19 protein-coding genes are annotated in these 19340 nt (G+C 63.9%); 11 read left to right on the plus strand and 8 right to left on the minus strand.

All coding sequences use genetic code 11. From position 1 onward, the window contains the following. From EN932_RS09650 to EN932_RS09660, 3 genes are all read right to left on the minus strand, one after another. On the minus strand, positions 1–2764 hold a 2764-nt coding region (locus tag EN932_RS09650), incomplete at its 3' end, for a chromosome segregation SMC family protein (RefSeq protein ID WP_164890452.1). Positions 2765–2869: 105 nt separating this feature from the next. Continuing rightward, the gene (locus EN932_RS09655) at positions 2870–3613 is read right to left on the minus strand and encodes a DsbA family protein (RefSeq protein WP_013532754.1); all 744 of its coding nucleotides are present in this window, start codon (positions 3611–3613) and stop codon (positions 2870–2872) included. A 163-nt stretch (positions 3614–3776) separates the two neighbouring features. Then, on the minus strand, positions 3777–4277 hold the full coding sequence (locus EN932_RS09660; RefSeq protein WP_013532755.1) for a DUF721 domain-containing protein: 501 nt from the start codon (positions 4275–4277) through the stop codon (positions 3777–3779). A gap of 53 nt (positions 4278–4330) precedes the next feature. Here EN932_RS09660 and mutY point away from each other — a divergent pair, with 53 nt between their 5' ends. Beyond that, positions 4331–5536, plus strand: coding sequence for an A/G-specific adenine glycosylase (mutY, locus tag EN932_RS09665; protein WP_127369699.1), 1206 nt, complete (start codon positions 4331–4333; stop codon positions 5534–5536). Next, entirely contained in the window at positions 5529–6140 is a 612-nt protein-coding gene (locus EN932_RS09670) for an HAD family phosphatase (protein WP_013532757.1), read from the plus strand. Before mutY ends, EN932_RS09670 begins: the two co-directional genes overlap by 8 nt. Positions 6141–6206: 66 nt before the next feature. Here EN932_RS09670 and EN932_RS09675 read toward each other — a convergent pair whose 3' ends face one another. Continuing rightward, on the minus strand, positions 6207–7340 hold the full coding sequence (locus EN932_RS09675) for a site-specific DNA-methyltransferase (protein WP_127366019.1): 1134 nt from the start codon (positions 7338–7340) through the stop codon (positions 6207–6209). Positions 7341–7516: 176 nt separating this feature from the next. On the opposite strand from EN932_RS09675, the gene EN932_RS09680 reads away from it, so the two are divergent. Beyond that, the gene (locus EN932_RS09680; protein WP_127370328.1) at positions 7517–8203 is read left to right on the plus strand and encodes an HAD family phosphatase; all 687 of its coding nucleotides are present in this window, start codon (positions 7517–7519) and stop codon (positions 8201–8203) included. A gap of 42 nt (positions 8204–8245) precedes the next feature. On the opposite strand, the gene EN932_RS09685 is transcribed toward EN932_RS09680, so the two are convergent. Further along, entirely contained in the window at positions 8246–8977 is a 732-nt protein-coding gene (locus EN932_RS09685; RefSeq protein WP_063171665.1) for a hypothetical protein, read from the minus strand. Between EN932_RS09685 and EN932_RS39485 the strand changes: the two genes are divergently transcribed. Genes EN932_RS39485 through EN932_RS09705 form a run of 5 tightly spaced genes read left to right on the plus strand, consistent with a single transcriptional unit; the run spans position 8976 to position 15313 of the window. Then, positions 8976–9104 (plus strand): hypothetical protein, encoded by a 129-nt coding sequence (locus EN932_RS39485; protein WP_255337193.1) that lies wholly within the window; start codon positions 8976–8978, stop codon positions 9102–9104. The two genes, EN932_RS09685 and EN932_RS39485, sit on opposite strands and share 2 nt — an antisense overlap. A 1-nt stretch (position 9105) precedes the next feature. Then, complete coding sequence (thrC, locus tag EN932_RS09690) at positions 9106–10503, plus strand: threonine synthase (RefSeq protein ID WP_027164140.1); 1398 nt, start codon at positions 9106–9108, stop codon at positions 10501–10503. 14 nt (positions 10504–10517) lie between these two features. Next, the gene (locus EN932_RS09695) at positions 10518–11810 is read left to right on the plus strand and encodes a pitrilysin family protein (RefSeq protein ID WP_013532762.1); all 1293 of its coding nucleotides are present in this window, start codon (positions 10518–10520) and stop codon (positions 11808–11810) included. 15 nt (positions 11811–11825) lie between these two features. Continuing rightward, positions 11826–12422 (plus strand): GNAT family protein, encoded by a 597-nt coding sequence (locus EN932_RS09700; protein ID WP_013532763.1) that lies wholly within the window; start codon positions 11826–11828, stop codon positions 12420–12422. Between the two features lie 2 nt (positions 12423–12424). Continuing rightward, positions 12425–15313, plus strand: a complete 2889-nt coding sequence (locus EN932_RS09705) for an EAL domain-containing protein (RefSeq protein ID WP_013532764.1) — start codon at positions 12425–12427, stop codon at positions 15311–15313. 5 nt (positions 15314–15318) lie between these two features. On the opposite strand, the gene EN932_RS09710 is transcribed toward EN932_RS09705, so the two are convergent. Beyond that, a complete protein-coding gene (locus EN932_RS09710) occupies positions 15319–15927 on the minus strand; it encodes a YqgE/AlgH family protein (RefSeq protein ID WP_013532765.1) in 609 nt (202 codons plus the stop codon). A 170-nt stretch (positions 15928–16097) separates the two neighbouring features. On the opposite strand from EN932_RS09710, the gene EN932_RS09715 reads away from it, so the two are divergent. The 3 genes from EN932_RS09715 (at position 16098) to EN932_RS09725 (ending at position 18021) form a co-directional block, all read left to right on the plus strand. Further along, positions 16098–16904 carry a protein-disulfide reductase DsbD domain-containing protein gene (locus EN932_RS09715; protein WP_013532766.1) on the plus strand — a complete coding sequence of 269 codons (807 nt, stop codon included), beginning with the start codon at positions 16098–16100 and terminating at the stop codon, positions 16902–16904. An 85-nt stretch (positions 16905–16989) separates the two neighbouring features. Continuing rightward, on the plus strand, positions 16990–17472 hold the full coding sequence (locus tag EN932_RS09720; protein ID WP_027164142.1) for a peroxiredoxin: 483 nt from the start codon (positions 16990–16992) through the stop codon (positions 17470–17472). Positions 17473–17544: 72 nt separating this feature from the next. Then, positions 17545–18021 carry a DUF2938 domain-containing protein gene (locus EN932_RS09725; protein ID WP_128337998.1) on the plus strand — a complete coding sequence of 159 codons (477 nt, stop codon included), beginning with the start codon at positions 17545–17547 and terminating at the stop codon, positions 18019–18021. 132 nt (positions 18022–18153) lie between these two features. On the opposite strand, the gene rnhA is transcribed toward EN932_RS09725, so the two are convergent. Next, the gene (rnhA, locus tag EN932_RS09735) at positions 18154–18684 is read right to left on the minus strand and encodes a ribonuclease HI (protein ID WP_013532769.1); all 531 of its coding nucleotides are present in this window, start codon (positions 18682–18684) and stop codon (positions 18154–18156) included. Positions 18685–18688: 4 nt separating this feature from the next. Beyond that, positions 18689–19340, minus strand: a 652-nt coding sequence (locus EN932_RS09740; protein WP_127389096.1) for a phosphotransferase, incomplete at its 5' end; no start/stop codon positions are given.

The following is a 19340-nucleotide window of genomic DNA, read 5'->3' on the forward strand; positions in this document are numbered from 1 at the left end:
CCTCCAGACCGGTATGGCGAATAACCAGATGCGGCGGTGTGTTCAGCGTTTCCTGGATGCGCGCCTCGACCTCCAGCCGGCGTTCGTCGGCCGCGGTCAGCCGCTCTTCGGCGCGAACGCGGCTCTCGCGCGCCTCAGCCAGGAACTGGATGGCGCCGGTGGCGGCCTTGTCCAGTTCGGATTGCCGGTTCTCCGCTTCCTGCAGACGGTCGGCCGCCGCCTTGCGCAAGGTTTCGGCCTCGGTGAGCTGCGACAGCAGGGCGCGCCGCTTGGCGTCGATTTCATCGGGCGCATCCGCCAGCCGCTCGCGTTCGGCCTCGGCCTCGGCCTTGCGTTCGCCAAGCGAGGCGATCTGCGTCGAGGCGTTTTCGGCCCGCTCCAGCCAATTGCTGCGTTCGGCGCCAATGGCATCGAGCCGGCGCGCGCGCGCCTCGGCTTCGCGGCGCAGCCCCTCATGCACCGCACGCGCATCGGCAAGCGCGGCGCGGTCGCGGGCGACATTGGCCGAGGACTGTTCGAGCTGCAATTGCAGATCGCCAAGATCGGGCGCGTCCTGCAGCAGCATTTCCGCCTCGGCGAAGGCGGCCGAAATCTCCTCATGGCTGTCGACGATGCGGGCGCGCGCTTCATCGAGTGCTGCGCGCCGGCTCTGCAATTCGCCGCCGGCCCTCTCGGCCTCAGCCAGTGCATTGCGGGCGGCGTCCAGCCGATGCTGTGCGTCACGACCGGCCTGGCGCGTGTTGCGCTCGGCCTCGCTTGCCAGGCGGAGCGCCTGTTCGGCCTCTCCCAGCGCCTCCTCGGCCTGGCGCAGGACGAGCGTCGCCTGTATCGCCTCGGCATCGAGCTCAGCCAGCCGGTTCTTCTGCGCCAGCCGTTGCGCCGCGGCGGTCGGCGCGTCGGCACTGGCGGTAAAGCCGTCCCAGCGCCACAGCGCGCCCTCGCGGCTGACCAGCCGCTGGCCGGGAGCAAGCAGCGGCTGCAACCGGCGGCCATCGCCGGCGGCATCGACGATACCGATCTGCGCCAGGCGGCGGGCGAGCTGTGCCGGCGCGTGGACCACGCTGGCCAGGCTCTTCACGCCTTCCGGCAGAGCCGCGTCGCCGGGTTGGATCGCGCCTTCGCCCCAATGCACCGGCGCGCTGCGGTCGAGCGGCACGTCGAGGTCTTCGCCAAGGGCTGCACCCAGCGCCGTTTCGAAACCGCGATCGACGCTGATCTGCTCCAGCACGGCCGGGAAGAGATCGCCGCTGGCGGCATTGAGGATTTTTGCCAGCGTGCGCGCTTCGGTTTCGATCCTTGCCAGCTCGGCCCTGGCATCCTGAAGCGGTGGCCGGGCAGCGCTTTCGGCAGCGCGGGCATCGATGACCGACTGCTCGGCCTCGGACACGGCAGCCTCGGCCTCCTCCAGCAGCGCCATGGCCTGTTCGACCAGCACCCGCTTCTCGGCCGGATCGGGCAGGCCAGCGACCTTGGAGAGTATCTCCGACAATTCCCGGTCGACATCGGCAAGCTGACGCGCGAAGCGGTCGCGGCGCTCGGCGGTATCGCGCAGCGTCCGTTCGATCTGGTTGCGCGAGGCGGCAGCCTCGGCCCGCTCGGCAGTCAGCGCGGCGAGTTTGGCTTCGCTTTGTGAAAGCGTAGATGCCGCTTGTTCGAAAGCCGCGCGGGTGGTGGCCTCGCGCTCGGCGGCACCAGCATTTTCCGAATTGAGTGCCGCCTCTTCGGCGCGCAGGCGCTCGAGAATGTCCGCGTTGTCGCGGACCATGCGCTCCTCACGCGCGATATCGCCGTCGAGCTGCTGCAGCCGGCGCTCGAGTTCGCTCTGACGGGCGCGGATGCGGCCGGCTTCCTCTTCGATCTGCGACTTGGCGATCGAGAGGCGCTGGAAGGCAGCGGCGGCGGCGGCTTCCGCGTCGCGCAGGTCCGGCAGCCGATGGGCGCCTATGCCTTGCTCCCTGGCGGCGGCCATCTGGGCCGCGGCGCGGTCGCCGACCAGTGCCGTGGCAACCGCCAGCGCCGATCGCGCCTCGCCTTCCTGGGTTTTGGCCAGCGTCCAGCGCAGATGCAACAGCGTTGCTTCGGCCTTGCGGATATCGGCCGACAGGTTCTTGAAGCGGGAGGCCTGGCGCGCCTGGCGCTTCAGGCTTTCGATCTGGCTTTCCAGCTCGCCGACGACGTCGTCCAGTCGTTCGAGGTTCTGCTCGGCCGCCTTCAGCCGCAGTTCTGCCTCGTGGCGGCGGGTGTGCAGGCCGGAAATGCCTGCCGCCTCTTCGAGCAGGGCGCGGCGTGCCTGGGGCTTGGCCTGGATCAGTTCGCCGATGCGGCCCTGGCCGACCATCGACGGGGAACGCGCACCGGTCGACTGGTCGGCGAACAGAAGCTGCACGTCCTTGGCGCGGGCCTCCTTGCCGTTGATACGGTAAAGCGAGCCGGCCTCGCGCTCGATGCGGCGCGACACCTGCAGTTCGTCGGCATCGTTGAAGGCAGCAGGCGCCGAGCGGTCACTGTTGTCGAGGAAAAGCGTGACTTCGGCGGTGTTGCGGGCGGGCCGAGTGCCCGAGCCGGAAAAGATGACGTCGTCCATGCCGGACGCGCGCATGTTCTTGTAGGAGCTTTCGCCCATCACCCAGCGCAGCGCCTCGACAAGGTTCGACTTGCCGCAGCCATTCGGTCCGACAATGCCGGTCAGGCCGCGTTCGATGACGAACTCGCCGGGCTCGACGAAGGACTTGAAACCGAGGAGGCGAAGGCGCGAAAACTTCATTCGCGCCGCCCGCTAAGCGGATTTCGGTGGTTTTGCGAAAGGAAGTCGCGGCACGACGAGAAGCCGCGCACGCCGAAGCGCCGCCGCCTCAGGGCTGACTGGACGTCAGAGCAGAGGGTCGATGATGGCCGACATTTCCTCAATCGACATCGCCCCCTTGTAGGTCTTACCGTTGATGAAGAAGGTCGGTGTCGAGTCGACCTTGAATTCATTGGCGCCGCGCTTCTGGACCGATCTCACATCGTCCAGAAGTTTCTGGTCCGTCAAGCAGGCCTCGAAGGACTCCTGTGTAAAACCGGCGAGCTTCGAGATTTGCAGCAGCGCATCCTTGGTATTCTGGACGCCAACCCAGTTCGCCTGCTGCCGGAACAGGACGTCGACCATGGGGTAATAGTTATCCTTGGCGCAGCGCGCCAGCATAAAACCGGCTTCGGCGCTCGGGTCGAACGGGAATTCGCGCAGGATGTAGCGAACCTTGCCGGTGTCGATGTACTTGGTCTTCAGGTCCGGAAAGGTGGTCTCGGCGAAATGCGCGCAATGCGGGCAGGTCATCGAGGCGTATTCGACGATGGTGACCTTGGCGTCGTCCTTGCCAAGCTGCTTGTCGGGCAGCGCGCCAGGCTTCATCAGTTCCGTCATGTCCACGGTGCCCTGGGCTTCCGGCGCGGTGGCGGCGGCCGGCGTGGCCGGCTTTGCGGGAGCGGCCGGCTCAGCGGGCTTCACATTCGCAGCCTTCGCCTCCTCGCCAGAGTCGCTGCAGGCCGCGAGCAGGGCCACCGCCGGAATGGCGGCCAGCGAAGACAGGACGTTTCTGCGAGACAAGCTTTGGCCAAACGGGGGACGGTTCATACGAATCACCTGACAAGGGTTGGATTTTGCAATGCAAAGACACGAAAAGGCGAGAGTTGGCGCGAATTAAGGCATCTCGATCCCCAATCCAATCGCGAAACCTGACAAGGGCGATCACGAAAGCGAGATATTGACGACGAATCCATGACTTTCTTCAAGACGCCTATGATTTTCTCTCCCCAATAATGGTCGCGCCAAGTTTCTCCAGCGAGGCGCGCAGTCCTTCATTATCGACCAGGCCGACAGTCCCCGACAATTTCGTCTTCTCAGCCGCGGTCAGCGGTCTCAGGGCCGGTCTGCGCTTTCCTTTGTCGGCTGTCACCGGCTTCTGCAGGATCCGGATGCGGTTGATGGCGGTGAAGCCGAGGAAGGCGTTGACCCGGTTGATGATCTCGCCCGTCTCGTGCTGCAGATGAAGTGCCGCCATGCCTTCGCAGGCAATGACCAGCACGGCCGGCTCGAACGGATCGTCCTCATGCATACGGCGCGGCCACTGGATTTTTTCGGGACGCGAGTGGCTGGCCAGCCGCGGGCCGGCGATCTCGTCCCATGACTGGACGAGGCCGATCGAAATGCCGGCCCGCTTGCGCAGCACCGGATCGAGGATCCTGGTCGCGAGATCGCTGACCGGGACGGGATTGCCGTAGGGCGTTCTCCCTGCCATGTACGTCCTCCAGCGACGACCCAGCAGATACCGGCCAGGCCAATACAAGATCAATGGCACCAGCAGACCAGACCCGCAAGACCGCATCCTGGGATAGTGGCAAAGCCACATCCGGAGATAGCAGCATAGCTGCATCTGGAGATAGCAGCACAGCTGCATCCGGTGTCAGCGACGATATCGCATCCCGCCTGCTCGGCTGGTATGATGTGCATCACCGTGAATTGCCGTGGCGCATCACGCCCCGTGAGCATGCACGCGGCGTGCGGCCTGATCCCTACCGCATCTGGCTCTCCGAGGTCATGCTGCAGCAGACCACCGTCGAAGCTGTGAAGGCTTATTTCCGGGTATTCGTCGAGAAATGGCCCGATGTCGAGGCGCTGGCCGCGGCGCCGACCGAGGACGTGATGAAGGCGTGGGCGGGGCTCGGTTACTACTCCCGCGCCCGCAATCTCAAGGCTTGTGCCGATCTTGTGGCCGAGCGTGGCGGCCGGTTTCCCGACACGGAGACGGGTTTGAGAGAGCTGCCCGGCATCGGCGCCTATACGTCGGCGGCCATCACGGCGATTGCCTTCGATCGCCCCGCCGCGGTTGTCGACGGCAATGTCGAACGTGTCATCTCCCGGCTGTTTTCGATCACAACCCCGCTCAGCGAAGCCAAGCCCGAGATCCGCGCCCATGTCGAGCGCATGGTGCCCGGGATAAGGCCTGGCGACTTCGCCCAGGCGATGATGGATCTCGGCGCCACCATCTGTACGCCACGCCGGCCACGCTGCATGCTGTGCCCGCTACGCGAAGACTGCAGCGCGGTCGTTTCAGGCGATCCCGAGTACTTCCCGGTGCGCCTGCCCAAGGCCGACAAGCCGCAGCGGCACGGCGCGGCCTTTGTCGCCGCACGGGCCGACGGCGCCATCCTTCTGCGCAAACGGGCCGAGAAGGGCTTGCTCGGCGGCATGACCGAGGTGCCGACGACAGGCTGGACCGCGCGGATCGATGGGGCAACCACGCAAGCGGCCGCGCCGTTTCCCGCCGACTGGCGGCATGCGGGCCGCATTGCGCATGTCTTCACGCATTTCGCTCTCGAACTCGAAGTCTTTCACGCTCACATCAAAGGTGATGCGCCAGACGGGCATTTCTGGTCGCTCGCTCACGAGATTTCCGGCGAGGCGCTGCCGACTGTCATGAAAAAGGCAATCGAGGCTGCGATACCCGGCGCGACGAAAAAGCCGTCGCCACACAGTGCAAAGAGGCCCCATGACTGAAATACGCCACATCGTTTTCGACATCGGCCGCGTGCTGATCCACTACGATCCCAACATTCCGTTCAGCCGCCTCATTCCGGATGCCGAAGAGAGAAAGTGGTTTTTCGACAATGTCTGCACGCATGATTGGAACATCGAGCAGGATCGCGGCCGGACCTGGGAAGAGGCCGAGGCGCTGCTGATCGCGGACCACCCCGATCACGCGGAAAACATCCGCGGTTTCCGCCGCCACTGGCACGAGATGGTGCCGCATGCCTATGAGGACAGCGTCGCCATCATGGTCGGTCTGATCGAGAGCGGCCACGACGTGACCATGCTGACCAATTTCGCCAGCGACACGCTGGCCGAGGCCCGCGAGCGCTTCGATTTCCTCAATCGTCCGCGCGGCGTGACGGTGTCGGCCGATATTCGCCAGATCAAGCCCGACCGAGCCATCTACGATCACCACGTCGCCGCATTCGGCCTCGAACCGGCCGCGACGCTGTTCATCGATGACAGCCAGAAGAATGTCGACGGCGCCAAGGCGGCAGGCTGGCAATCGGTGCTGTTCACCGACGCAAGGACGCTTCAAGCAGACCTTGAACGTCTCGGAATCAAGGCCTGATTTGAATCGCTTCGCGCGATCCGTTGAGCCTTTGAATCAACGGCATTCGAAGCAATTGGCAGGGGCTCAGGCCCCTGCCCGCTCCATGCCGAGCCGCGCGATGCGGCGAAGCTCGTCGATCGGGGTCAGGCCACCGCTGCGCTCATAATGCCAGAAGGTCCAGCCGTTGCAGGCATCCAGCCCCTGCACTTCGGCGCCGACCTTGTGGATCGAACCGGCGCTGTCGCCGATCGCCACCGTGCCGTCGGCCCGCACCTTGGCCGCCCAGCGCTTCTTGGCATCGTAGAGCGTCGCACCCGGCATCATCAGGCCGGTGTCGATCAGGCTGACGAATGCAACGCGCGGCTCGGCGCGCTTGCCCGTGAGAACGGTCAAGTCGGCCTCTTCCAGCGGCCGCACTGCGTCGATGCGCTCGTTGGCGGCGTCGATGTAGGCCTGCTCGCGCTCGATGCCGACGAAATGGCGGCCGAGGCGCTTGGCCACCGCGCCCGTGGTGCCGGAGCCGAAGAACGGATCGAGCACGATGTCGCCCGGTTTGGTCGAGGCCATCATGATGCGGGCAAGCAGCGCTTCCGGCTTCTGCGTCGGGTGCAGCTTGTCGCCATTGTCGTTCTTCAGCCGCTCGCCGCCGGTGCAGATCGGAAACAGCCAGTCGGAGCGCATCTGGATATCGTCGTTGGACGCCTTCATGGCTTCGTAGTTGAAGGTATAGCCCTTGCCCTTCTGGTCGCGCGTGGCCCAGATCATCGTCTCATGCGCGTTCTGGAAACGGCGGCCGCGGAAATTCGGCATCGGGTTGGTCTTGCGCCAGACGACGTCGTTGAGGATCCAGAAGCCGAGATCCTGCATCTTGGCGCCGACACGGAAGATGTTGTGATAGGAGCCGATGACCCAGATGGTGCCGTTGGGCTTCAGCACCCGGCGCGCCGCCAGCAGCCAGGCACGCGTGAAAGCGTCATAGGCCTCGAAACTCTCGAACTGGTCCCAATCGTCGTCAACGGCGTCGACCTTCGACTGATCAGGGCGGTGCAGGTCGCCGTCGAGCTGCAGATTGTAGGGCGGATCGGCGAAGATGACGTCGATCGATTTTTCGGGCAGCCGGTCTAGCGCGGCGACGCAGTCGCCCTTGAGGATCGTGTCCAGCCATTCGGATTGCTGGGGAGCGTGGGAAAGCTCGTCGAGAAGACGCACGGCAGACATTCTGACACCCAAGGCACGCGTTACTGTTTACTCCTGGTTATGGTTACCGATCAGCGTAAATATTCCGTGAAGGCCAAGGGATGGGTGTGGCGAATTTGCGAAGGCGGCCCTGTTGGTGTATGCCGCGCCGCCTGAGCCTTCCGAGGCCACTTCGCCCTCCCATTGTCCGGATCACCATGCCCCAGCCAGACCTTGTCATCTTCGATTGCGACGGCGTGCTCGTCGATTCCGAGATCATCGCCGCCCGCGTCGACGCCGAGCTTTTGACCCTGGCCGGATACGAGATATCGGCTGAGGAGATTTCGGAGAGCTATGCCGGCCTGACCTTCAAGGACATCATGCTGCGGGTCGAGGAAAAGTCCCGCATTCCCTTCCAGGCCTCTCTTATCGACAGGGAGGAACAATTGGTCGACCGCAAACTGCGCAGTGACGTCCGCGCCATCGACGGCGCGCGCGAGGCCGTTGCCGCGGTAACGGTGCCGCGCTGTGTCTGCTCGAATTCACGCTCCGAGCGGATCGAATTCATGCTGGAGAAGGTGCATCTTCTGCCGTTTTTCGCCGACCGGATTTTTTCGGCGATGGAAACACCGACCGCGAAAACGAAACCGGCGCCGGACGTGTTCCTGTTTGCGGCGGAGAAACTCAGCGCCAACCCGGCGAACACTTTCGTCATCGAGGATTCCGTGCACGGCGTCCACGGCGCAAGGGCGGCGGGCATGCGGGTGATCGGCTTCACCGGCGCGGGACACAGTTATCCCGGCCATGCCGACGCGCTCACCGAGGCCGGCGCTGAAACGGTGATCCGCCGCTGGGCGGAGTTGAAAAGCGTGATCGCCGCGCTGTCGGAGTGGTCGGACGCCTGAGAAGCGTGCGCCGCGACGCACGCCTCATGCAACTGCCGAGACCTAGTTCGTCGCGGCAGCCCTCTTGCGGCGGGTCTTCTTCGACTTGTCGGCCGTTGCCTGATGCGCGGTTTCGTCATAGCCGGCAAAGGCCTGATAATCCTGGGCCGTCGGCTCGGGCACGACGACATTGGAATCGGTGAAGACGAACTGCGTGGCAACCGAAGGATCGGTGACCTGGACCTGATACTGGTGGAGCTGCGAATAGAGGACCTCGGTGCCGTGCATCACCGCCGTTCGGATCGGCATGGTGATCGTGCCTGGAGAAAACTTCGGTCCGGGGACAATCTTGCCGGCGACCGCAATCTTCATCGTCAACTGGCCGTTGGCACGGCTGCAGTCGCGTGTCACGTCGCTGACCGACGCCTGGTAGATGATGTTGGCCGATTCGTCGGGCGGCGTTGCAGCAGCGGCGTCAGCCTCGGCCTGGGCCGCGGCATCCTGCGCGGCATCGCCGGTCTTCTTGATCCTGGGCTTGGGCTTCTGAGCTTCCCTGGAATAGGTGTTGAAGAAGGCCGTGCCGTCGCGCACGGTCACTCTGGGACAATAGGCCTGCAACTGGCTGGCCAGGATCTTGGGATCCTGCGGCGGCGGTGGCGCCGTCGGGTCCTCCTTCTTGCCGATGCCGAGGTTCAGGATGCCATTGTCGCCCGATTGGCAGCCGGCGGCGGCAAGCATAAAGCCGGTGAGCGCAAGACCCGCCAAAAAGCGACCACTGAATGTACGAAACGCCATGAAACTGCACTTCCCTCTCGCAAAGCTGGTGACGTATATCAACCGCGCGGCAAAAATGCGACTGAGCCAGCGCAGAATTAACCACCTTGCGGTGGACGGAAAAAGCCAGGCAGTAACGGAATTGTGACATGCACTATGTGAGTACCCGCGGGGAAGCCCCCGTTCTTGGATTTTCCGACGCCGTGCTGGCTGGGCTGGCGCGCGACGGCGGGCTCTACGTGCCGCGCGAGTGGCCACAGTTTTCCGCCGCCGAGATCCGCGCCATGCGCGGCCTTGCCTATCCCGACCTTGCCATCCGCGTGCTGTCGCCGTTCCTTGGCGGCGAAATCCCGGCGCCCGTCTTCGAGCGGCTGGTCCGCGAAGCCTATGCCACCTTCCGCCACGAGGCCGTCTGCCCGCTGGTGCAGACCGGCCCCAACACCTTCGTCCTAGAACTCTTCCACGGGCCGACGCTCGCCTTCAAGGACGTGGCGATGCAGCTTCTGGCCCGGCTGATGGACCATGTGCTTGCCGAACGCGACCAGCACGCCACCATCGTCGGCGCCACCTCGGGCGATACCGGCGGGGCGGCCATCGATGCCTTTGCCGGTCGCAGCCGGACCGACATCTTCATCCTTTTCCCGCATGGCCGCGTCTCGCCGGTGCAGCAGCGGCAAATGACGACGTCGACGGCTGCAAACGTCCATGCGCTGGCGATCGAAGGCAATTTCGACGATTGCCAGGGCCTGCTCAAGGACATGTTCAACGATCACGGCTTTCGCGACCGGGTGGCGCTTTCGGGCGTCAATTCGATCAATTGGGCCCGCATCATGGCCCAGATCGTCTATTATTTCTCCTCGGCGCTGTCGCTCGGCGCGCCGGACAGGCCGGTTTCCTTCACCGTGCCGACCGGCAATTTCGGCGATATCTTTGCCGGCTATGCCGCCAAGAAGATGGGCTTGCCGATCGATCGGCTGGTCATTGCCACCAATGACAACGACATCCTGGCGCGCACTTTTTCGACCGGCGAATACCGCACCAAGGGCGTCTTTGCGACCACGTCGCCGTCGATGGATATCCAGGTGTCGTCGAATTTCGAACGCTTGCTGTTCGAGGCCTCCGGCCGTGACGCCGCGACCGTGCGGCGCTACATGGACGGCCTGAAGCAGTCCGGTGCTTTCACCATCGAACCCCACCAAATTGCCGGGATGCGGTCCGAATTCGACGCCGGCCGCGCTGATATGGACGAGGTCGCCGCCACCATCCGCTCGACGCTCGCGACCAGCAACTATCTGCTCGATCCGCACACCGCGGCAGCCGTGCATGTCGCCGCAGGCAAGGCGTCAGGCGCCGTGCCGATGGTGGTGCTGGGTACCGCGCACCCGGCAAAATTCCCGGCCGCCGTCGAAGCCGCCAGCGGCGTGTCGCCCGCACTGCCCGCATGGCTAGGTGGGTTGATGACATCGGAGGAAAAATACACGGTACTTCCATCCGACCTGAAAATGGTGGAAGATTACGTCGGCCGCCGCGCGCGGGCGGCGCGTTAGGGAGTAGTAGCCATATGGGTGTTGAGGTAAGCCGTCTGTCGAACGGCCTGACAGTCGCCACCGAAACCCTTCAAAGCATCGAATCGGTTGCCCTTGGTGCCTGGGTCAAGTCGGGTGCCCGCAATGAACGTGACGACGAGCATGGCATGGCCCATCTGCTCGAGCACATGGCGTTCAAGGGCACGAAAAGGCGGAGCGCCTTCGAAATCGCCTCGGAGATCGAGGACGTCGGCGGCGAAATCAACGCCGCCACCAGCGTCGAGACCACCTCCTACTATGCCAGGGTGCTCTCCGACGACGTGCCGCTGGCCGTCGACATTCTTGCCGACATCCTGCAGGAGTCCGAATTCGACCCGCAGGAACTCGAACGCGAACAGCATGTGATCCTGCAGGAGATCGGCGCCGCGCACGACACGCCCGACGACATCGTCTTCGACCGTTTCACGGAAACCGCCTATCGCCATCAGACGATTGGGCGCTCCATTCTCGGCACGCCCGAAACGGTCAAATCCTTCACCTCGAAACAACTTCACGACTTCATAGAGCGGCAATATGGCGCCGAGCGCATGGTGATTGTCGCCGCCGGCGACATCAAGCATGACAATTTCGTGCGCGAGGTCGAAAAGCAGCTCGGCGGCTTCCGCAGCAAGGCCGACAGCACCATCCCGCAATATGCGCAATATGTCGGCGGCGATTTTCGCGAGGACCGCGACCTGATGGACGCGCAGATCGTGCTGGGGTTCGAAGGCCGGGCCTATCATGTGCGCGACTTCTACGCCTCGCAGGTGCTGTCGATGATCCTCGGCGGCGGCATGTCGTCGCGCCTGTTCCAGGAGGTCCGCGAGAAGCGCGGCCTGTGTTACTCGGTCTATGCCTTCCATTGGGGCTTTTCCGACACCGGCGTCTTCGGCGTCCATGCAGCGACCGGCCAGAGCGACATCGCCGAACTGGTGCCTGTCATCATCGACGAACTGCAGAAGGCCGGTGAGAAGATCCTGCAGGAAGAACTCGACCGGGCGCGCGCCCAATATCGCGCCGGACTGATCATGTCAGCCGAAAGCCCGGCCAGCCGCGCTTCGCAGATCGCACGGCAACTGCTTCTGTTCGGCCGGCCGATCGCCAAGGAGGAACTGATGGAACGGCTGTCGGCGCTGACGATCGAGCGGCTGACCGATCTATCGTCGCGTTTGTTCTCGACCAAGCCGACGCTTACCGCTGTCGGGCCTGTGGGCACACTGGCGCCCTACGAGGCGATTCTCGAATCGCTCGCGGGCACGCAGACCGCGGCCCGCAAGCTCGCCGTCTAAGCCCCTCAAAGCGCCATGTTCGCGCTCCCTTTCTTTCGCCGTGACCTGCCGGCACTGAAAGGCGACCGTGTCACGCTGCGCGTGCCGTTCACCAACGACTATCGCGAGTGGGCGGCGGTGCGCGGGGAAAGCCGCGCTTTCCTCGAACCATGGGAGCCACGCTGGACTCCCGATGAACTCGACCGCAACGCATGGCGGCTGCGCATCAGCCGCTACCGCGAGGATTATGCTCAGGGAACCGCTATCGCCTTCTTCATTTTCGAGAGGAGCAGCGGCAAGCTTGCCGGCGGCATCACGCTCGGCAACATACGCCATGGTGTCTCGCAAAGCGGCCATGTCGGCTACTGGATCGGCGAGCGCTTCGGCGGCCGCGGCCTGATGACCGACGCGGTCAAGGTGGTGACCCGCTTCGCCTTCGATACGCTGAGGTTGCACCGGATCGAAGCGGCCTGTATTCCCGACAATATCAGGTCGATCCGCGTGCTTGAAAAAGCCGGATTTCGGCGCGAAGGACTGCTGCGATCCTATCTCAGGATCAACGGCATCTGGCAGGACCACTACCTCTACGCCCGGATCGCGGACGATCCGCCGGGCGTTGGAACGAAGGACTGATTTTGACGAAATTCCTGCGCAACGGGCCGCTGTTCGCCATTGTCCTCGCGACACTCCTGACGCTGTGGGCGGCATCGTCGGCCTTCGCCGTCGAGCCGATCAAGATCGCCCGCGACGACGTCGCGCTCGACCTTTCCGGCGCCGTCGAGATCTACCGCAACCAGGGCGAGAATTTCCAGGTGTCGACCGCGCCGGGTCCGGACGGCATCGTGCGGCGCATCGAGGTCGAGGCCAATGATGCCCGTTCGACCGGCGACTGGGCTGTCTTCGCGCTCGCCAACACCACCGACCAGCAGCTCGACCGGCTGATCGTCGCACCGCATTTCCGCCTGGTGAATTCCGGCATCTTCTGGCCGGATCTGGGCTCGACCCGCATCGCTGCCATCACGCCCAGCGAAGGCTTCGCGCTCGACCGCCAGACCAGTCCCGACGCCGACGTTTTCCGGGTGACGCTGAACCCCGGCACGGTGATCACCTTCATCGCCGAACTGGCCTCGCCGAAGCTGCCGCAGGTCTACCTCTGGGATCCCGAATCCTACAAGGACTCGGTCAATTCCTACACGCTGTTTCGCGGCATCGTCATCGGCATTGCGGGCCTGCTGGCGCTGTTCCTGACCATCCTTTTCGTGGTCAAGGGGACCTCGATGTTCCCCGCGACCGCCGCGCTTGCCTGGGCGGTACTGGCCTATATCTGCGTCGATTTCGGCTTCCTCAACAAGGTCATCGAGATCTCGCCCGGCAATGAGCAGATGTGGCGGGCGGGAACGGAGGTGGCGCTGGCGGGAACCTTCGTGGTGTTCCTGTTCGCCTATCTCAACCTCAACCGATGGCACGGCCATTTCAGTTATGGCGCACTGGTCTGGATCCTCGGGCTGGTGCTGATCGCCGGCGTCGCGATCGTCGATCCTGCGGTCGCCGCCGGCATCGCCAGGCTGTCCTTCGCCGCCACCGCACTGACGGGGCTTGGCCTGATCATCTTCCTCGGGATTCGTGGTTATGATCGTGCGATCATGCTGGTGCCCAGTTGGGTCATGGTGCTGTTGTGGTTATGCGGGTCGTGGATGGCGATCACCGGCATGCTCGACAACGACATCGCCCAGCCGGCCCTGGGCGGCGGGCTGATCCTGATCATCCTGCTGATCGGCTTCACTGTCATGCAGCATGCCTTTGCCGGCGGCGCGCTGCATCAGGGCCTGTTCTCCGATCTGGAGCGGCAGGCGCTTGCTGTCGCCGGATCGGGCGACACGGTGTGGGACTGGGACGTGCTGCGCGACCGCGTCGTCACCAAGCCCGATGTCAGCATCCAACTCGGGCTGGCGCCGAACAGCCTCGGCGGTGCGGCGCGTAACTGGCTGCCGGTGCTGCATGCCGACGACCGCGACACGTTCCGCACGACGCTCGACGTCGTGCTCGAGCACCGGCGCGGCCGGGTGTCGCAGAACTTCCGACTGCGCGGCGCTGACGGCCACTATCACTGGTTCTCGCTGCGTGCGCGCCCGGTCATCGGATCCGACGGCGAAGTCATCCGCTGCGTCGGCACCATGGTCGACGTGACGGAGCAGAAAAAGTCCGAGGAAAGGCTGCTGCACGATGCCGTGCACGACAACCTGACCGGCCTGCCGAACCGCGAACTTTTGATGAACCGGCTGGAAGCGATCATCTCGATCGCGCGCACCGAAGAGAAGGTGCGCCCGACCGTCTTCGTCATCGACATCGACCGTTTCAAGCAGGTCAATGACGGGCTCGGCATCTCGGCCGGCGACACCATCCTCTTGACCATCGCGCGTCGCCTGCACCGGCTGCTCAAGCCGAAGGACTCGCTGTCGCGCTTTGCCGGCGACCAGTTCGCGCTGATGCTGTTGTCCGAACAGGACCCGGCCCGCATCGCCGCCGTGGCGGATGCCATCAAGCATGCCATCAACAATCCGATCACCTTTGCCAAGCGCGAGATCGTGCTGACCGCCTCGATCGGATTGATCACCTGGAATTCGCCACAGATGTCGGCCGAGGACATGGTCAAGGATGCCGAGCTTGCCATGCATCAGGCCAAGCGCTTCGGCGGCGACAGGATCGAGCCGTTCCGTCCGGCTTTCCGCACTGTCGGCACCGACAGGCTGCAGTTCGAATCCGACCTGCGCCGCGCCATCGAGCGACGCGAATTCACCCTTGCCTACCAGCCGATCGTGCGGCTCGAGGACGGCAGCGTCGCCGGCTTCGAGGCGCTGCTGCGCTGGGACCACCCGCGCCGCGGCATGATCCCGCCGGCGGATTTCATCCCGGTCGCCGAAAGCTGCGGCCTGATCGTGCAGCTCGGCCTGTTTGCCATGCAGCAAGCGGCGGAAGACCTCGCCAGCTGGCAAAAGCAGATCGGCGACGCGCCGCTGTCGGTCTCGGTGAATTTGTCCAGCCGCCAGTTGATCCGCCGCGACCTGGTCAGCGACGTCCGCTCGGTCATCGCGCGAGCCAACCTGAAGCCGCGCTGCTTCCGGCTCGAACTCACCGAATCGCTCGTCATGGACAATCCCGAGCAGACCGCCCATGTGCTGACCAAGCTGAAGCAGCTCGGCATCGGCCTGTCGCTGGACGACTTCGGCACCGGCTATTCCTCATTGGCCTATCTGACGCGTTTCCCCTTCGACACCATCAAGATCGACAAGAGCTTCGTCGACGACAACACGCCCAAGCGCGCGGTGCTGCTGAAATCGATGGTCAACATGGCGCATGAACTCGGCCTGTCCGTCGTCGCCGAGGGCATTTCGGACGAGAGCGACGCGCTGGAACTGCGCCAGATGGGCTGCGAATATGTCCAGAGCTTCATGTTCGGCGCGCCAATGCCGGGCGACCAGGTGCTGAAGACGCTGAAAGAGCAGTATCCGCTGACGCAAGCGTAAACGGATCAGGCGTGTCCGGCAGCGAGGCTGAGATGCGCAAGGTCGATACCGATCGAGGCGAGAATCCGGTCGTATTTGCGCTCGATATCGGTGTCGAACAGAAGCTCGGCACTGGCCGGACAGGTAAGCCAGCCATTTTCTGCGATCTCGGTCTCCAATTGGCCGGCACCCCAGCCGGAATAGCCGAGCGCCATCAGCGCATGACGGGGTCCGCGGCCGGACGATATGGCGCGCAATATGTCGACGGTCGCCGTCAGGCAGATGTCGTCGGAAACGGTCAGCGACGATTCCACCCGATAGTCGCCCGAATGCAGGACGAAGCCCCGGCTGCGATCCACGGGGCCGCCATTGCGCACGACGAAATCGCGGGCCTGAGCCGGCAAGCGGATTGCCTCCTGCTCGTTCATGATGCCCAGTTGCACGAGCAAGTCCGGAAACAGCATCTGCTGCGTCTGGTTGATGATCAGGCCCATGGCGCCTTCATCGGAATGGGCGCAGACATAGATGACCGAGCGCGTGAAACGGTCGTCCTTCATGCCGGGCATGGCAATCAGGAACTGATCGTCGAGAAAGCCGCGGCTGGCGACCGTCTTCTTGTGGCGCAACAAGTCCATGAAGGGAGCGTAACGCGTTTCCAAAGCGCCGAAAAGATGCGCCGTGCTGGATTCGACCAAAGCCTGTGGCGGCGGCTCGAACATTCTTCTCCCTCGAAGTCACGCAAATATGATACCGGCAAGGCCATGAAATCATTGCGCGGCCACGAACGGACGATCAAATCACCGCCATGCGAACCTTGAAAATCCTGCTGCTCGGCGCCGCCATCGGATCGGCCACCGCTCTTCCCGCCGCCGCCTCTTCGTCGGCGTGGTACAACAGCGAAGGCGGCAAGGTCCGGCTGGTTACATCAGGCAAAGCCGACGATGCCGGCCGCATACAGGGCGTTCTCGACATAGCGCTCAAGCCCGGCTGGAAGACATATTGGCGCGATCCGGGAGACGCGGGCGTGCCGCCGCAACTCGACATTTCGGCCAGCACCAACATCGCCGACGCCGCTCTGTCGTTTCCGGCGCCGCAGCGCCATGACGACGGCTATGGCAAATGGGCGGGCTACAACTATCCGGTCTCTCTGCCGGTGACATTCACGCTGGCGACGCCGAACCAGCCGGCGGTGATCGATGCCGACATCTTTCTCGGCATCTGCGAAACGATCTGCATTCCGGTGCAGACGCGGCTGACCGTCGACCCCGCCTCCGATCCGGACAATGCCGAGGACGCGGCGCTGGTGAAGGCGAGTTTTACGGCACTGCCAGCGCCCGCGAGGTCCGATTTCGGCATCAATGTGCTGCCGGGCGACCATGAGACGCTGATTGTCGAGGCGAGCTTTCCCGGCGATCCGGCGGCGGCGGATTTCTTCGTTGCCGGCGAGCGGGATTACATGTTCGGCACCCCGGCCCGCAGCGAAAAGGACGGCAAGCTGATTTTCACCGTGCCGATCCTCGACCGCCCCTCGACGACGCCGACCGATGGCGGGCTTCACTATACGCTGACGAGTGCGGCGGGCGCTGTCGAAGGGGTTCTGCCTTTCCCTTGATCCAGCCCATCGCAACGGTTGCAGGAAGCCGTTGGGTTCGCTACGCAAAGACACGCCCTTCCCCATTTTCCCAAGCGAGGAATCCATGACCATTTCCGTTGGCGACAAGCTGCCTGACGTGACCTTCAAGACGATGACCGACGACGGCGCCAAGCCGATCACCGGGGCCGAGATCTTCCCGGGCAAAAAGGTCGTTCTGTTTGGAGTTCCCGGCGCCTTCACGCCGACCTGCAGCAACAACCACTTGCCCGGCTATCTCGAGAACCATGACGCCATCCTGGCGCGCGGCGTCGACACCATCGCCGTCGTTTCGGTCAATGACGTCCATGTCATGGGCGCCTGGGCGCGCTTCACCGGCGGCGAGGGCAAGATCCTGTTCCTGGCCGACGGCAGTGGCGATTTCGCCAAGGCAGTGGGCCTCGACAATGACCTTTCCGCCAGCGGCATGGGGCTGCGTTCGAAGCGATTTTCGATGATCGTCGACGACGGCAAGGTCACCGCGCTCAATGTCGAGACCAAGCCCGGTGTCGACGAGTCCGGCGCGGCCCATATTCTGGGACAGCTCTGAACTTCAGTGCGCCTTCGGCCGCAACGGCGATGGCGCTTGTGGTTCATGGGTTGCTTTGGGGGGATCCTAGCGATGTTTGACATCTTCTGGCGCGCTATCGCGATCGGCGTCGGCGCCACCGTGCTGATGGATCTCTGGGCCATCTTCCTGCACAAGGCGTTCGGCCAGCCACGGCCGAACTGGGGGCCGGTCGGCCGCTGGGTCTGGCATCTCCGTGACAAGGTCTTTCACGACGATATCGGCGATACAGCACCATACGCGCATGAAAAGGCGCTGGGTTGGGCCTTTCACTATTTTGTCGGCATCGCCTACGGCATCATCCTGGTGGTGCTGGCCGGAGCGGGCTGGCTTGCCGCGCCGACATTTCTGCCGGCCTTCATCCTCGGCATTGTCACCGTCGGCGCCGGGTGGTTCCTGCTGGCACCCGGCATGGGCGCCGGCTGGGCCGCCTCGAAGCGGCCCAACCCGATGCGGATCCGGGCGCTGAACCTGGTGTCGCACACGGTGTTCGCACTTGGGCTTTGGGGCACGGCGCTGCTGATACGATAAGCGCTTACGGCTGTGTCGGCCTGTCGATCGGCTGCCAGCCGTAGACAACGGAATGCGCGCCGATATCGTAGTAGTTGCCGCCGCCCGCTGGCTGATCCGCTTCTTCGTACCCGAGCCGCGCCGCTCCTGAATTCAATAGCTCTGGGTCGAGCGCCGCACCTTCGCGACTGCCGGCTGTTTTGCCGGCGCAGCAGGCTTTGGCGCTGCTGCAGGCTTGAACGGGCCTTTCTTGAACGGCGCCATGCCTTCGCGCGCGAGTTCGTCGGCGCGCTCGTTCTCGACATGGCCGTCATGGCCCTTGACCCAGTTCCAGGTGACCTTGTGGCGCTTGTTGGCCTCGTCGAGCGCCTGCCAGAGTTCACCGTTCTTGACAGGCTTCTTGTCGGCGGTCTTCCAGCCGTTCTTCTTCCAGCCGTGGATCCACTTGGAAATGCCGTCCATGACGTATTTGCTGTCAGTGTGAAGCTCGACCGTGCACGGTTCCTTCAGCGCGTTCAGCGCCGAAATAGCGGCCAACAGTTCCATGCGGTTGTTGGTCGTCTCGGCCTCACCGCCGGAAAGCTCCTTGGTGGTGCCGTTGAAGCGCAGGATCGCGCCCCAGCCGCCAGGGCCGGGATTGCCCGAACAAGCGCCGTCGGTGAAGATCTCAACCTGTTTGCTCATGATATCAGGCCAATCCATATTCCGAAGGAGATTTGATCGCCCGGTGGAACCGCATCCTTCTGATGTATTCGGTCGGATCGCGTTTCATCACCAGCCCGCCATCGGGGACGGTCAGCCAGTCGTATAGCCGGGTCAGCATGAAGCGCAACGCCGAACCGCGCGCCAGCATCGGCAGCGCAGCCTTTTCCTGATCGCTCAGGGGCCGGACGCTCTGGTAGCCGGCGAGCAGCGCCTTGCCCTTGGTCAGGTTGAAGGAAAAATCCTTCTCGAAGCACCAGGCGTTGAGGCAGGTGGCGACATCGTAGGCATAGAGGTCGTCGCAGGCGAAATAGAAGTCGATCAGGCCGGAGAGCTTTTCGCCGAGGAAGAAAACGTTGTCCGGGAAAAGATCGGCATGAATGATGCCTTGCGGCAGGTCTTTGGGCCAGTTGCGCTCAAAATCGGCAAAGTCGGCATCAACCTCGGCCGCCAGGCCCGGCTCGACCTCGTCGGCCCGGTCGCGCGCTGCGTCCCAGAGCTTGCGCCAGCCGTCGATGGCCAGGGCATTCGGACGCGTCATCGAAAAATCGGCGCCGGCCAGATGCAATTGCGCCAACGCCTTGCCGACCTCGGCACAATGCGTGGCTGTGGGCCGCCGCAACGAAAGCCCTTCCAGG

The sequence above is a fragment of the Mesorhizobium sp. M7A.F.Ca.US.002.01.1.1 genome (genome assembly GCF_004022955.1).
Classification (GTDB): Bacteria; Pseudomonadota; Alphaproteobacteria; order Rhizobiales; family Rhizobiaceae; genus Mesorhizobium; species Mesorhizobium ciceri.